Source organism: Curvibacter lanceolatus ATCC 14669 (assembly GCF_000381265.1).
Classification (GTDB): Bacteria; Pseudomonadota; Gammaproteobacteria; order Burkholderiales; family Burkholderiaceae_C; genus Curvibacter; species Curvibacter lanceolatus.
Genome location: NZ_KB906257.1, coordinates 236,297 through 250,740 on the forward strand (window position 1 = coordinate 236,297; position 14,444 = coordinate 250,740).

Genomic DNA, 14,444 nt, shown 5'->3' on the forward strand with positions numbered 1-14,444 from the left:
CAGGGCCGCGTACCGGCCCTGCCTGCAACCGGAACGGAAATGCCCATGGCCATGTCATCCCACTACCTGCGCTGCGCAGGCCGCGAACTTCATTACACCGAGTGGGGCGACCCGCAGGCCCCGGCCGTGATCGCCTGGCATGGCCTGGCGCGCACCGGCCGCGACATGGATGAGCTGGCCGAGCACCTTAGCGCGCGCTACCGCGTGATCTGCCCCGACACCCTGGGCCGGGGCCTGAGCCAGTGGAGCCCCGATCCGGGCCGCGAGTACACGCTGGCCTTCTATGCCCAGTTGGCCCAAGGGCTGCTCGATGGCCTGGGGTTGGATCGGGTGCACTGGGTGGGCACCTCGATGGGCGGCGCCATCGGCACGGTGTGCGCGGGCGGGCGCGTGGTGCCGGCGCTCAAGGGCCGGCTCAAGAGCCTGGTGCTGAACGACAACGCGCCGCGCCTGGCGGACGCCGCGATTGCGCGCATCCGCGCCTATGCCGGTGAACCGCCGGCTTTTGATTCGGTGTTGGAACTCGAGGCTTTCTTCCGCCAGGTCTACAAGCCCTATGGCTGGCTCAGCGACGCGCAATGGCGGCGCCTGACCGAAACCTCGACCCGGCGCCTGCCCGACGGGCGGGTCACGCCGCACTACGACCCGGCCATGGTGCAGCAGTTCACCCTGCACCCGAACGACTACCTGATCTGGGACGACTACGACGCCATCGACATCCCGGTGCTGTGCCTGCGCGGCGCCGAGTCGGACCTGGTGCTGCCCGAGACCACCGCCGAGATGCTGCGCCGCGGCCCGGGCCTGCGCGGCCTGACCACGGTGGTCGAGGTGCCCGGCTGCGGCCATGCGCCTGCGCTCAATGTGCCCGATCAGCTGAAGCTGGTGAGCGACTTCATCGCCCGCGCCCAGGCGGCCTGAGCCTCACGCCCTCAAAGCGACTTGGCAAAGAATTGGGCGATGCCCTGGCGCAGGGCGTCCCCGCCGTGTTCTCGGTAGTCCAGGTGGTCGGCCCCGGGGATGCGCCACAGGGCCTTGGGGTGGCCGGCGCGCTCGAACAAGGCCTGCTCCACCGCCACCGGGGTGTCGTGGTCGCCCTCGGCCGCCACCAGGCGCAGCGGGCGTGGGGCGATCTGGTGGATGACCTGGGCGGGTTGAATCCGGTCGGGGTCGATGCCGGCCCACCAGAAATCCAGCAACAGCAGCCAGGTGCTCCAGGCCGTGCCGCTCTTGTGGCGCAGCTCCTCGCGCAGCGAGGACCACATGTTGTGCAGCACCACCGCCTTGATGCGCGGATCGCTGGCCGCCACCATGCACACCGTGCTCGCACCGATGGAGAAGCCCTCGGCGCCCAGGCGCCGGGGGTCGGCATCGGGGCGGGCGCTGACCCAGTTCAGGGCGGCGATCAGGTCTTCCTGCTCCAGGTCGCCCCAGGTCTGGGTGTCGCCCTCGCTGTTGCCGCTGGCGCGCGAGTCGTACAGCAACACCCCGATGCCGCGTTCGGCCAGGGCCTGGGCCTGGGCCAGAAACCACAGCCGGTTGCCTTGGCCGCCATGCACAAAGACCACCACCGCCCCGGTGCGCGAGGGCTTGTACCAGCCCTGCAGCAGCAGGCCGTCGGCGGTGGCAAAGCTCACGGGCTGCACCCCCCCGTGCAGGGCCTGCTGGGCCAGGGCCAGGTCGGCGGCCAGCACCGGCGTGCGGGCCGGGTGCAGCATGGCGCTCGCCACCTGGTTGTGGTGCACGAGTTTGGCGCCCAAGGCCAAGGCCAGCAGCAGGGCCAGCACCCAGGGCGCGAGGGCGCGTGCCTGCCTGCGCCAGCCGCTTGTGATGGGGGCTGGTGGGGCGTGGGTGCGGGGCAGGGGGGCCGCGTCGGGCCCGCGGGGCTTGGACATGCGCGTTCTCGGTCAGGCAGGGAACACCCCGGGCGCTCATGGCCCGGCTTGGATGGCTCGGCGTGCGGCAGGTGCCGCAGCGTGTTCCCTGTGGCCCGGATTGTGGGCCGACTGTGTAACGCGTCTGTGTGGTGCAGGTGTCTGTCGTGTTGGGGGCTCGGGGTGGCGGCCTGTGTCGGGGCCGATCAGCGCCCGCCCCGCCCAGGGCGCAGGGCACGCCGGCAGGCCCGGCGGTAGGCGGCCAGCGTGTCGGCGGCCAGCGCGTGCACCTCGCTGGCGGGCTGGCCGGCCAGCAGGCTCAGGCCTTCGCTGGCCTGGCGCATGGTGTACACATGGAACTGCCCGGCCGCCACGGCGGCCACCAGCTCAGGCGACAGCATCAGCTGGCGCTGGTTCAGCGCGGGCAGCAGCACGCCTTGCTGGCCGGTCAGGCCGGCGCGCCGGCAGACCTGGAACCAGCCCTCGATCTTCTCGTTGAGGCCGCCCACGGGCAGCACCTCGCCGTGCTGGTTCAGGGCGCCGGTGACGGCGATGTCCTGCCGCAGGCCCACGCCCGACAGCGAGGACAGCAGCGCGAACAGCTCGGCGCACGAGGCCGAATCACCTTCCACCCCGTCGTACTCCTGCTCGAAGCCCAGCGAGGCCTGCAGGGCCAGCGGCGCCTGATCGCTGAACAGCGCGTGCAGATAGCCTTGCAGGATCAGCACGCCCTTGTCGTGGATCGGGCCGGACAGGCGCACCTCACGCTCGATGTTGAGCACGCCCTGGTGCCCGGCCTGGGTGCGGGCGCTGATGCGCATGGGCACGCCGAAGCGGTGGTCGCCGGTGTCGATCTGGCTCATGGCGTTGAGCTGGCCCACGGCCAGCCCGGTGGTGGAGATCAGCCGCTCGCCTTCGCTGATGCTGTCGAGCACGCACTGCTCCAGGTAGTCGTGGCGCTGGCGCCGGGCCTGCAGGGCGGCCGCCACGTCGGCGGCGCTCACCAGAGCGCCCTGGCGGTCGCGGCATTGCTGGGCGCTTTCGATCAGCGCCATCTCGATCTGGCCCAACTGGGCGCTCAGGTAGTGCTGATCGTCGGCCTCACGGTGGCTTTGCTCCAGCAGGGCAGCCACGCCCGCTGCCTCGAAATGGGGCAGGCCCAATTGGCGGCAGCGGCAGGCCACCCAGGCGGCCATGGCGTGGCGGTTCTCATCGCTGGCGGCAAAGCGGTCGGCGAAGTCGACCTTGACGCGGAAGCGACGCACCATCTCGGGGTCGGCGTCCTGCAGCTTGTAGTACTCGTCGGGCGAGCCGATCAGCACCAGGCGCACGTCCACGGGCACGGCATCGGGTTGCAGGCTGGCCCCGGCCGGGGTGCCGGTGCCACCGGGCTCCTCGATCTGCAACTGGCGCGAGCGCAAGAAGCGGCGCAGCCGCTCCCACAGGGGCTCGTCGTCGATCAGGTCGGCCAGGTGCAGCATCAGGTAGCCGCCATGGGCCTGCAGCAGGCCACCGGCGTGGATGGCCGTGTGGTCGGCGGGGCCGGCGTCATCGCCGCCGGGGTGCTCGATGCTGCCGAACAGGCTGCGCATCTGGGGGTTGTTGTCCAGCACCACCGGGGCGCCTTGCTGCTCGGCGTGGTCCACCACCAGGTTGAAGGCCAGGCAGTGCTGCCAGTGCGCCAGATCGGCCTTTCGGTCGGCCTCGTCCTCATCCTCGGCCAGGGGCAGGAACAGGTCGATCTGGTTCAGCACCTCGGCGATGGCCGCCTGCACCCAGGCCTGCAGGCCGCTGCGCTCGGCCTCGGCCAGGCCGGCCAGGGCGGTGTCAAAGGCCTTTTGCAGCTGCGGCGTGAGGGTGCGGCGCTTCAGGGCCTCCAGGGCCTCGTCGCGGGCGATCTCGCGCAGGCGCAGCTGGGCCAGCACGCGGGCCATCTCGGCGCGCACCTCGTTTTCGGTGGCGGTGGCCAGGGCCTCGGCGGCGGCCTTGTCGGCCTCGCTCGGGTGGGGCTTGTCCTTGTCTTTGCCGTGTGGCTTGTCGGGCAGCACCAGCTTGAGCCGGTCGGATTCGCGCTGCAGCTGGTAGCCGTGGCGGGCGGCCAGGGCTTCCAGGTTCTTCAGCGCCAGGTGTTCTTCGCGCTCAAAGGCTTTTTCGATGCCATCGGCCTCCAGCGTGACCTCGGCGGCCTCCAACTGGGCCGGGATGTCGGCAGCCAGTTGCTGGGTGAGCTGCTGCAGGCCCTGGCGCAGCAGGCGGCCAGCCCCTGCCGGCAGGCGCAGGGCCAGGGGGCGCTGCGGGGCTTCAAAGCGGTGCAGGTAGCCCAGGTCGGGTGGCACCGGGCGCGCCTGGGCCGCCTGGTGCAAGGCCTGGCGCAGCAGCGAGCTGCGGCCGCTGCCGACCTCGCCCAGCACGAACAGGTTGTAGTCGGGGGCTTGGATGTGCAGACCGAACTCGGTGGCCTGCCGGGCGCGGTGCTGCCCGATCCAGCCCGGGGCCGGGTCGCCCAGTTCGGCGGTGCTGGCAAAGCCCAGGCTGGCGGGATCGATGTGGCGGCGCAGTTGCTGGGCCGTCAGGGCAGGCAGGGTGGGCAGGTCGGTGGAGGGGGCGGGCATTGACGAAAGAGAGGTGTCGGGGGCCAGGAGGTCGGAAAGCATAACGCTTGCCGGCCCTGGCCCCGGTTGCGTGGCTGAGTTCGGGGTTCAGCGCAGGGGGGCAGGTGCCGTGCTCAGTGCTTGGCGCCGGCGGCCAGGGCGCGCTCGCGGCTGTCCGCCAACGCCTGCGGTGTCGGGGCCTGGGTGGGCCAGCCCTGCAGGTGCTGCTGGGCCAGGGCGCTGAGGGCGGTGATCCAGGCCGGGCTGTCGTTCAGGCAGGGGATGTAGTGAAAGGCTTGGCCCCCCGCATGCATAAAGGCCTCGCGCGCTTCCTGGCTGATTTCTTCCAGGGTTTCGAGGCAGTCGCTGGTGAAGCCGGGGCAGACCACGTCCACCCGGGCGGTGCCGGCCTGGGCCAGGGCCACCAGGGTGGGTTCGGTGTAGGGCTCCAGCCACTTGGCCTTGCCGAAGCGCGACTGGAAGGTGATCTTGTAGCGATCGGCGCGCAGGCCCAGGCGTTCGGCCAGCAGGCGGCCGGTCTTCAGGCATTCGCAGTGGTAGGGGTCGCCCAGGTGCAGGGTGCGCTCGGGCACACCGTGGAAGCTCATCACCAGCTGGTCGGGCTGGCCGTGTTCGCGCCAGTGGGTTTCGACGCGGCGGGCCAGGGCGTCGATGTAGCCGGGGTCGTCGTGGTAGCGGTTGATGAAACGCAGCTCGGGCAGGTGGCGCTGGCGAAGGCCCCAGTGGGCCACGTCGTCAAACACGCTGGCGGTGGTGGTGCCCGAGTACTGCGGGTAGGCCGGCAGGATCAGCACGCGGGTCACGCCATCGGCCTTCAAGGCATCCAGCTGGCTGGCGATCGATGGCTGGCCGTAACGCATGGCATAGCGCACCTGAACGGGGTGGCCGGCCTCGCCCAGCCAGCCTTGCAGCAGCTTGGCCTGTTTCTCGGTCCAGGCCTTGAGGGGCGAGCCCTCGGGCGTCCAGACACTGGCGTACTTGGCGGCCGACTTGGCCGGGCGCACGCGCAAGATGATGCCGTGCAGGATGGGCTTCCAGATCAGGGCCGGGATCTCGACCACGCGGTGGTCGCTCAGAAACTGGGCCAGGTAGCGCCGCAGGGCCGAGGCCGTGGGGGCCTCGGGCGTGCCCAGGTTGCACAGCAGGATGGCGGTGCGGGCGGCTTGGCCGTGGCGGTAGGCGGGCTCGGGGGCAAACTTGGACGGCATGGGCTGGGTGGGGCTGAGGTTTTGAGGGATGCAGTATTCTCAGCCACCTATGCTCGATCACGCCCGAATCAAGGCCATTACCCTGGACCTGGACGACACTTTATGGCCCATCTGGCCCACCATCGCCCGCGCGGAGACGGTGCTGGCCGACTGGCTGCAGCGCCATGCGCCGGCCACCGCCACCCTGTTTTCGCGCCCCGGTGCGCTGCGCGAGATCCGCAACCAGATGACCACCCTGCGCCCCGACCTGGCCAGCGACCTGAGCGCTCTGCGGCGCGAATCCATCCGCCTGGCCCTGGGGCAGGCCGGCGATGACCCGTCCCTGGCCGAGCCGGCCTTCGAGGTCTTCTTTGCCGAGCGCCAGCGCGTGGACCTGTTTGACGACGTGCACGAGTGCCTGGGCCGCCTGGCCGAGCGCTACCCCCTGGTGGCCTTGTCCAACGGCAATGCCGATGTGCAGCGCGTGGGGCTGGGGGCGTATTTCAGCGCCAGCCTGAGCGCGCAGCAGTTTGGCGTGGCCAAGCCTGACCCGCGCATCTTCGAAGCCGCCGCCGCCGCGGCCACCGTGGCCCCGGCCGAGGTGCTGCACGTGGGCGACGATGTGGACACCGACGTCATGGGGGCCTTGAACTCGGGCCTGCAGGCGGTGTGGGTGAACCGCGAGGCCAAGGCCTGGCCCCATGCCAGCCCGGCCCCCTGGACCATCAGCAGCCTGCACGAGCTGTGCCGGCATCTGGTGGGGTGAGCCGGGTTCAGCCCAGGGCCGCCACCACCGCCTGGGCGCTGAGCACTGCGCCTTCCAGCGTGGCAGGGTAGGGGCCTTCGACGTAGTCGCCACAGGCCCACAGGCCCGGGATCAGGCGCTGGGCGGGCCGTTGCAGGCCCGGGGTGCAGGCAAAGGTGGCGCGTTTTTCGATCACCGTGCCCAGGGGGTGCAGGGCGCTCAGGCCCAGCGGGGCCAGGGCTTGCCGGCCCTGGGCCAGCACCTGTTGGGTGAGGGCCTCGCGGCTCAGATCGGGGCTGGCGCTGAGCACAAAGGCCAGCAGGCCGGCCGGGCCGCCCAGTTGCCCGCGGTCGAACACGAACTGGGCCGGGGCCTCGGGCCCACAGCGCAGGGTCAGCAAGGGGTGCGGCAGGCGCAGGGGATCGGGCACGGCCCCTGCCTTTGCATCGGCCTGAGCGTACACCGTGGTGATGGCCTCGAAGCGCAGCGCCTGGGCCTGGGTGGCCCAGGCCGCCAGGCGGGCGGGTTCATCGCCGGCCAGGCCCGAGGCCTGCGTCAGCAGGCGGGCCGCCTCGCCGGGCGGGCAGGCCAGGATGACCTGGTCGAAGGCGGTGGGGGCCTCAAGCTCCGTCACGAACTCAAGCTGCCATCGCCCCTTGGTGTCGCGGCGCAGGCCATGCACGCGTTGGCCGGTTTGCACGCTGTGGCCCTGGCGGCGCAAGTACTGCGCCGCCGGCTCAGGCCACAGGGCCCTCAGGTCGGTGCGTGGCAGCAGCAGGTGCGAGGCGCCCGGGCCGCCGGCCAGTGAGTCGCGCAGCACGCGCAAAAACACCTCGCCGCTGGATTGGTCCACCGGGGTGTTGAGGGCGGACACGCACAGGGGCTCGATCAACTCGGCCATCACCCGGGGGCGGATGCCCTGGCACAGGGCCAGGACGCTCGCATCGGGGGCGCAACGGAAGCCGGCGATCTGCCAGCGCAGGGTGGCGGCCAGCAGCGAAAACCGGTCGCGCCACGACCAGCCCCGCGCGCCCAGGATGCCGGCGGCTGCATCGAACGGGGCCGGCCAGCGCGGCAGTTGCAGCCCGCCCCCATCGGGAAAGCGCAGCGTGAGCGGCAGGCGCAGCAGGGCCTGTTCGGGGTCCACCCCGACCTGGCGCATCAGGCGCAGGCTTTGGGCGTAGGCACCGATCAGGATGTGCTGGCCGTTGTCCAGCCCGGCCAGGGCGGCGGGGCCCGGCAGGGTGCGGGCGCGGCCGCCCAGCTGGGGGGCGGCCTCGAACAGGTGCACGGCCCAGCCCCGGTCGTGGGCGGCCATGGCCGCGGCCAGACCGGCCCAGCCGCCGCCGACCACGGCGAGGTGGCGTGCTGCCTGTGTTGGGGCCTCAGACACGGCCCAGGGCCTGCACCTTCCAGGCCAGCCACAGCTTGCGCAAGGGGGTCAGGCTGATGCGCTGGTGCAGCACCTGGAAGTTCTCGTCTTCGATCTCGCGCAGCAGGGTGCGGTAGATGCTGGCCATCATCAGGCCGGGCTTCTGGGCCCGCAGATCGGCCGCGGGCAACAGGGCCATGGCCTGGTCGTACAACTGGTGGGCCCGCTCGGCCTGGAACTTCATCAGGGCGGTGAAACGATCCGAGTAGACGCGTTGCAACACCTCGTGGGCCTTGACGTCAAAGCGCTGCAGCTCGTTCACGGGCAGGTAGATGCGGCCTCGCATGGCGTCTTCGCCCACGTCACGGATGATGTTGGTCAGCTGGAAGGCCAGGCCCAGGGTGTGGGCGTATTCGGTGGTGCGTTCATCGGTCTGGCCGAAGATGCGGGCCGAGACCTCGCCCACCACGCCGGCCACCAGGTGGCAGTAGCGTTGCAGGCCAGGGTAGTCGAGGTAGCGGGTCTGCTCCAGGTCCATCTGGCAGCCCTGGATGACGGCCTGCAACTGTTCCTGGCGCAGGCCATACACCGGCACGTGCGGCATCAGGGCCTGCATCACGGGGTGGCTGGCCTGGCCGGCAAAGGCTTGGCGCACCTCGTTCTGCCACCAGGCCAGCTTGGTCATGGCCACGCCGGGGTCGCTGACCTCGTCGACCACATCGTCCACCTCGCGGCAAAAGGCATAAAAGGCCGTGATCGCGGCGCGGCGCGGCTTGGGCAGGAACAGGAAGGCGTAATAAAAGCTGCTGCCCGAGGCGGCGGCTTTTTGCTGGACGTAGTCTTCTGGGGTCATGGATTGGGCTGGGCGTACGCGCCGCATTGTCCCATCTTGTGACCGCCCGGTGAGCCAGCCCGTGCCAAGGCCATTCACATCCAGAGGGTGCGCCACAGCAGGGGCAGGGCGTCGGCCCGGCCCAGCTTGATGCGCCGGGCCAGCGGGTTGCCGCCGGTGGCCCGTATGCGCTGCAGCACGCGCAGGCCCCCCTGCACCACCAGGCGCAGCTCCAAGCCGGCGCGCCCCGGCAGGCGGTGCACCAGCGGGGCGCCGCGCTGCATCAGCTGTTCGGCCCAGGCCAGGTTGTCGGCGATCAGGGCCAGGGTGGCGGGGCTGGCCTGCAGGGCCTGCAGTTGCTGGCGTGGCACGCCGAAGCGCAGGCAGTCGGCTTCGGTGAGGTAGTGGCGCCCACGTGGGATGTCCTGGCTCAGGTCCTGCCAGAAATTGATCAGCTGCAAGGCGCTGCAGATGTCGTCGCTCTGGGCCAGGGCGGGCGCGTCGGTCACGCCATGCAGGTGCAGCAGCAGGCGCCCGATGGGGTTGGCCGAGCGGCGGCAGTAGTCGAGCAGGCTGTCGCGGTCGGGGTAGCGCTGTTGGTCGCGGGTGTAGGCAATGTCTTGCATGAAGGCGCTGATCAGGTCGTCCAGCAGCGCCACTGGCAGGCCCCAGGCGGCCTGCTGCCGGGCCAGCGGGGCCAGCACGGGTTGCCAGCGCCCGCCGGCCACCGAGCCGGCGGCCAGGGTGGCGTGCAGTTCGGCCTGGTAGGCGGCCAGGGTGGCCAGGCGCTGCGCCGGGCTGTCGTCGCCTTCGTCGGCGATGTCGTCAGCGGTGCGGGCAAAGTGGTAGAGCGCGGCGATCGGGGGGCGCAGCCGGGGCGGGCACAACCATGAGGCCACCGGAAAATTCTCGTAGTGGGTCAGTGGCAACACTTCAGCCTGGGCAGGGTTGCGATGAGGGGCGGGCTCGGGGGTTCCGGTGGCGCTTGGCTTGACATGCATCAGAACAATCCCTTAGGCTACTAACCAATCAGTCATTAATGTTGAACCCCAGGCTTGGCCTTGGTGACTTGACACTTTTCTGGCGCCAAGGGCTCCCTTGGTGCCGCTTACCCGCACTTCGTTCAGCAGGTTGCCCATGCCCGTCACAGTGAATGTCCACCGTGCCCGTCCCCTTTTTGGTGGGATCGTCGGCGTTTCTCTCATTCTCTCTCTGGTCACCCTGTTGGCCGCTTGCTCACGCCCCGAACCGGCGGCCGAACCGGTTCGCTCGGTGAAGGTGCTGACGGTGGCCGAAAGCCGAATGGGCACGAAAAATGAGTACTCGGGCGAGGTTCGGGCGCGCATCGAGTCGCGCCTGGGCTTCCGGGTGGGCGGCAAGATTATCCGCCGTCAGGCCGAGCTCGGGCAGCGCGTGCAGGTGGGGCAGGTGCTGGCCCAGCTGGACCCGCAGGACTTCAAGCTGGCTGCCGATGCGGGCCGGGCCCAGGTGGCCTCGGCGCAGACCAACCGCGATCTGGCCGCAGCCGACTACCGCCGCTACAAGGATCTGTACGACAAGAACTTCATCGGCGGCTCGGAGTTGCAACGCCGTGAAACCACCCTGAAGGCCGCGCAGGCCACGCTGGAGCAGGCCCAGGCCCAACTGGCCAGCCAGGGCAACCAGATTGCGTACACCTCGCTGGCGGCCGATGTCTCAGGCGTGGTGACGGCCATCGAGGCCGAACCGGGCCAGGTGGTGCAGTCGGGCACACCGGTGGTGCGCATTGCGCAGGACGGCCCGCGCGACGTGGTGTTTGCGGTGCCTGAAGACAAGGTGGGTTCGGTGCGCGTGGGGGCCAAGGTGGTGGTCAAGGTGTGGTCCGAAGGGCGTGAAATCGACGGTGAGGTGCGTGAAGTGGCCGCCAGCGCCGATGCCGTGACCCGCACCTACACGGTGAAGGTGGCGTTGCCGGTGCAGGGCGCTCCGGCCCTGGGTTCGACCGTGAACGTGCTGCCGCAGGGCCTGGACAAGGCCGCCCCGGCGGTGTTGAAGCTGCCCACCAGCGCCTTGCGTCAGGAAGGCCGGTCGACCGCCGTCTGGGTGCTGGATCCGAAAGCCTTGACCGTGCGCCTGCAACCGGTGGAGATCGTCACGGCGGATGGCAACGAAGCCGTGGTGGCCAGTGGCATCAAGCCGGGCGACCTGGTGGTGGCGGCCGGCGTGCACGTGCTGTCGCCGGGCCAGAAGGTCACCATCTACCAACCCAAGAAGGCCTTGCCCGGTGCAGAGGGTGCCCAGGCGGCGCCGGCTGCGGCCCCGGCCGCACCCTCTGCCGCTGCCCCCGCGGCCGTGGCCCCGGCTGATGCCGCTCCTGCCGCTGCGGCCAAGTGAGGTCTGGCATGAGCAACGCGCAGCCCAAGGAAAGCTTCAACCTGTCGAAATGGGCGCTGGATCATCCGGCGCTGACCCGCTACCTGCTGGTGGTGCTGATGTTGCTGGGCTTTGCGGCCTACTTTCAGCTCGGCCAGGATGAAGACCCGCCGTTCACCTTCCGGGCCATGGTGGTGCGCACCTACTGGCCCGGGGCCACGGCCCAGCAGGTGGCCGAGCAGGTCACCGACAAGCTCGAAAAGACCCTGCAGGAGGTGCCCTATGCCGACCGCATCCGCAGCTACTCCAAGCCGGGCGAGTCGCAGATCATCTTCCAGATCAAGGACTCGTCCAAGCCGGGTGATGTGGCCAACGTCTGGTACCAGGTGCGCAAGAAGATCGGCGACATCCGATACACCTTGCCCTCCGGCACTCAAGGGCCGTTCTTCAATGACGAGTTCGGCGATGTGTATGGCGTGATCTACGCGCTGGAGTCGGACGGCTTCAGCTATGCCGAGCTCAAGACCTTTGCCGACGATGTGCGCCAGTCGCTGCTGCGCGTACCCGACGTGGCCAAGGTGGAGCTGTTCGGCGTGCAGGACGAGAAGATCTTCATCGAGATCTCGCAAAAGCGCCTGGCCCAGCTGGGTCTTGACCTGAACGCCGTGCTGGCCCAGCTCAACGCCCAGAACGCGGTGGAGAGTGCCGGTGCCGTGCAGACGCCGCAGGACGTGGTGCAGGTGCGCGTGCAAGGCCAGTTCGAGGCGGTGGAGCAGTTGCGCGCCATGCCGATCCGCGGCAGCTCGGGCAACCAGCTCCGACTGGGCGACATCGGCGAGGTGCGCCGTGGCTATGTGGACCCACCGTCGGTGAAGGTGCGCCACAACGGCCGTGAAGTGATCGCCATGGGCGTGTCGATGGCCAAGGGCGGCGACATCATCCAGCTGGGCAAACAGCTGCAACTGGCCACCGAGAAGATCGAGAAAAGCCTGCCGGCCGGCCTGACCCTGGTGCAGGTGCAGGACCAGCCCAAGGCGGTGACCACCTCGGTGGGCGAGTTTGTGCACGTGCTGATCGAGGCCGTGGTGATCGTGCTGGCCGTGAGCTTCGTGAGCCTGGGCCTGCACAAGCGAGCGGGCAGCCAGCCGCTGTGGCGCCGCTATTACATCGACGTGCGTCCGGGCCTGGTGGTGGGCATCACGATTCCGCTGGTGCTGGCCGTGACCTTTCTGGCCATGTGGTACTGGGGCATCGGGCTGCACAAAATCTCGCTGGGCTCGCTGATCATTGCGCTGGGCCTGTTGGTGGACGACGCCATCATTGCGGTGGAGATGATGGTGCGCAAGATGGAGGAGGGCTACGACAAGGTGCGTGCCGCCACCTTCGCCTACGAGATCACTGCCATGCCCATGCTGACGGGCACCTTGATCACGGCGGCCGGCTTCTTGCCGATCGGCCTGGCCAAGTCGCAGACGGGTGAATACACCTTTGCCATCTTCGCGGTGACCGTGATCGCCCTGGTGCTGAGCTGGGTGGTGTCGGTCTACTTTGTGCCGTATCTGGGGGCCTGGCTGCTCAAGCGCCCGCCCCATGTGCAGGAGATGGGCGCCGGGCATGAGGGCGGCGAGCCGCACGAGATGTTCGACACCCCGTTCTACAACACCTTCCGCCGCGCCGTGACCTGGTGCGTGGCGCACCGCTGGGCCACCATCGCGGCCACGCTGGCGATTTTTGCGCTGGGCATCGTGGGCATGGGCAAGGTGCAGCAGCAGTTCTTCCCGGATTCCAGCCGGCCCGAGATCCTGGTGGACATCTGGTTCCCCGAAGGCACCTCGTTTGCAGCCAATGACGCCGTCACCCAAAGGGTCGAGGCGCGGCTGCGTGAAGAGGTGGGCGTGAAGAGCGTGAGCACCTGGGTGGGCTCGGGTGTGCCCCGCTTCTACCTGCCGCTGGACCAGGTGTTCCCGCAGACCAACGTCTCGCAATTCATCATCCTGCCGGTGGACCTGAAGGTGCGCGAGAGCCTGCGCATCAAGCTGCCGGCCTTGCTGGCCGAAGAGTTCCCCGAGGTGCGTGGCCGCGTCAAGCTGTTGCCCAACGGGCCGCCCGTGCCGTACCCGGTGCAGTTCCGGGTGTTGGGTTCGAACCCGGCGGTGCTGCGCGAGCGGGCCGACGAGGTCAAGGAGCTGCTGCGCAAGAACAGCCACATGCGGGGTGTGAACGACAACTGGAACGAGTCCGTGAAGGTGATCCGCATGGAGGTCGATCAGGCCAAGGCACGCGCCCTGGGTGTGACCAGCCAGGCGATCGCGCAGGCCTCGGCGGCCATTCTGTCGGGCACGGCGGTGGGGCAGTTCCGTGAGAACGACAAGCTGATCGACATCGTGGTGCGTCAGCCCCTGGAAGAGCGCAACGCGATCACCGACCTGGGCAATGCCTACCTGCCCACCGCCAACGGGCGTTCCATCCCGCTGACCCAGATCGCCAAGCCGGTGTTCACCTGGGAGCCAGGCGTGATGTGGCGTGAGAACCGCGACTATGCGGTGACCGTGCAGGGCGACATCGTGGAAGGCCTGCAAGGCGCCACGGTGACGGCTGAGCTGTTGCCCGAGCTGCGTGCCCTGGAGGCGAAGTGGCAGGCCTCGGGTCAGGCCTTCCGCATCGAAGTGGCGGGCGCGGTGGAGGAGAGCAGCAAGGGTTCGGCCTCGATCGTCGCCGGCCTGCCGGTGATGCTGTTCCTGACCTTCACCCTGCTGATGCTGCAGTTGCAGAGTTTCAGCCGCTCGGTGCTGGTGTTCCTGACCGGCCCGCTGGGCATTGCCGGTGTGGCCGGCGCCTTGCTGGTGCTGAACCGGCCGTTCGGCTTCGTGGCCTTGCTGGGGGTGATTGCCCTGATGGGCATGATCCAGCGCAACTCGGTGATCCTGATCGACCAGATCGAGCAAGACCGCGCCCGCGGCGTGCCGGCCTGGGACGCGATCGTGGAGTCGGCGGTGCGCCGCTTGCGCCCCATCGTTCTGACCGCCGCGGCGGCCGTGCTGGCCATGATCCCGCTGTCGCGCAGCGTGTTCTGGGGGCCGATGGCCGTGGCCATCATGGGCGGCCTGATCGTGGCCACCTTGCTCACCTTGCTGGCCCTGCCGGCCATGTATGCCGCCTGGTTCCGCGTGAAGCGCCCCGAAATCGAGGTGAATTGAGCGTTGGCGCGGCTTGCAGCGCGAAATTTGCGGGGTTTTGGGGCCTTTTCGGGCCTCAGAACCCTGCATCTGACCCGGTTTCGGGCCGGAACCCGGATTTCATCCCGCTAAAATAGAAGGTTGACCGATTTCGTTGGGGTGGTCAGTGTGAGCTGATCGCCCGTTTTGTTTTCAGGCGCGCGGGTGGCGAAATTGGTAGACGCACCAGGTTTAGGTCCTGACGCCAGCAATGGTGTGGGGGTTCGAGTCCCCCCCCGCGCACCATAGTAAAAGCGG

The 14,444-nt window shown here is 69.3% G+C and carries 10 protein-coding genes and 1 tRNA gene; 5 read left to right on the forward strand and 6 right to left on the reverse strand.

Annotation, left to right across the window (positions count from 1 at the left end; all coding sequences use genetic code 11):
• Nucleotides 1–45 precede the first annotated feature (45 nt).
• Nucleotides 46–918 carry an alpha/beta fold hydrolase gene (locus F624_RS0111635; protein WP_031254771.1) on the forward strand — a complete coding sequence of 291 codons (873 nt, stop codon included), beginning with the start codon at nt 46–48 and terminating at the stop codon, nt 916–918.
• Between the two features lie 11 nt (nt 919–929).
• Here F624_RS0111635 and F624_RS0111640 read toward each other — a convergent pair whose 3' ends face one another.
• From F624_RS0111640 to hemH, 3 genes are all read right to left on the reverse strand, one after another.
• Entirely contained in the window at nt 930–1,892 is a 963-nt protein-coding gene (locus tag F624_RS0111640; protein ID WP_019574485.1) for an alpha/beta hydrolase, read from the reverse strand.
• A gap of 185 nt (nt 1,893–2,077) precedes the next feature.
• A complete protein-coding gene (locus tag F624_RS0111645) occupies nt 2,078–4,525 on the reverse strand; it encodes a Lon protease family protein (protein ID WP_245573612.1) in 2,448 nt (815 codons plus the stop codon).
• Nucleotides 4,526–4,596: 71 nt separating this feature from the next.
• On the reverse strand, nt 4,597–5,691 hold the full coding sequence (gene hemH / locus F624_RS0111650) for a ferrochelatase (protein ID WP_019574487.1): 1,095 nt from the start codon (nt 5,689–5,691) through the stop codon (nt 4,597–4,599).
• Nucleotides 5,692–5,740: 49 nt separating this feature from the next.
• Here hemH and F624_RS0111655 point away from each other — a divergent pair, with 49 nt between their 5' ends.
• Nucleotides 5,741–6,436, forward strand: coding sequence for an HAD family hydrolase (locus F624_RS0111655; protein ID WP_019574488.1), 696 nt, complete (start codon nt 5,741–5,743; stop codon nt 6,434–6,436).
• 7 nt (nt 6,437–6,443) lie between these two features.
• On the opposite strand, the gene hpnE is transcribed toward F624_RS0111655, so the two are convergent.
• The 3 genes from hpnE to hpnC form a co-directional block, all read right to left on the reverse strand.
• Nucleotides 6,444–7,808, reverse strand: a complete 1,365-nt coding sequence (gene hpnE, locus F624_RS0111660; RefSeq protein WP_281170933.1) for a hydroxysqualene dehydroxylase HpnE — start codon at nt 7,806–7,808, stop codon at nt 6,444–6,446.
• Nucleotides 7,801–8,640, reverse strand: a complete 840-nt coding sequence (gene hpnD / locus F624_RS0111665) for a presqualene diphosphate synthase HpnD (RefSeq protein WP_019574490.1) — start codon at nt 8,638–8,640, stop codon at nt 7,801–7,803. The genes hpnE and hpnD overlap by 8 nt, the downstream gene beginning before the upstream one ends.
• 74 nt (nt 8,641–8,714) lie before the next feature.
• A complete protein-coding gene (gene hpnC / locus F624_RS0111670) occupies nt 8,715–9,620 on the reverse strand; it encodes a squalene synthase HpnC (protein ID WP_019574491.1) in 906 nt (301 codons plus the stop codon).
• Between the two features lie 136 nt (nt 9,621–9,756).
• On the opposite strand from hpnC, the gene F624_RS0111675 reads away from it, so the two are divergent.
• From F624_RS0111675 to F624_RS0111685, 3 genes are all read left to right on the forward strand, one after another.
• The gene (locus F624_RS0111675; RefSeq protein WP_084679486.1) at nt 9,757–10,992 is read left to right on the forward strand and encodes an efflux RND transporter periplasmic adaptor subunit; all 1,236 of its coding nucleotides are present in this window, start codon (nt 9,757–9,759) and stop codon (nt 10,990–10,992) included.
• Nucleotides 10,993–11,000: 8 nt separating this feature from the next.
• A complete protein-coding gene (locus F624_RS0111680) occupies nt 11,001–14,168 on the forward strand; it encodes an efflux RND transporter permease subunit (RefSeq protein WP_019574493.1) in 3,168 nt (1,055 codons plus the stop codon).
• A gap of 177 nt (nt 14,169–14,345) precedes the next feature.
• Nucleotides 14,346–14,432, forward strand: a tRNA-Leu gene (locus F624_RS0111685).
• The last annotated feature ends 12 nt before the right edge of the window (nt 14,433–14,444 follow it).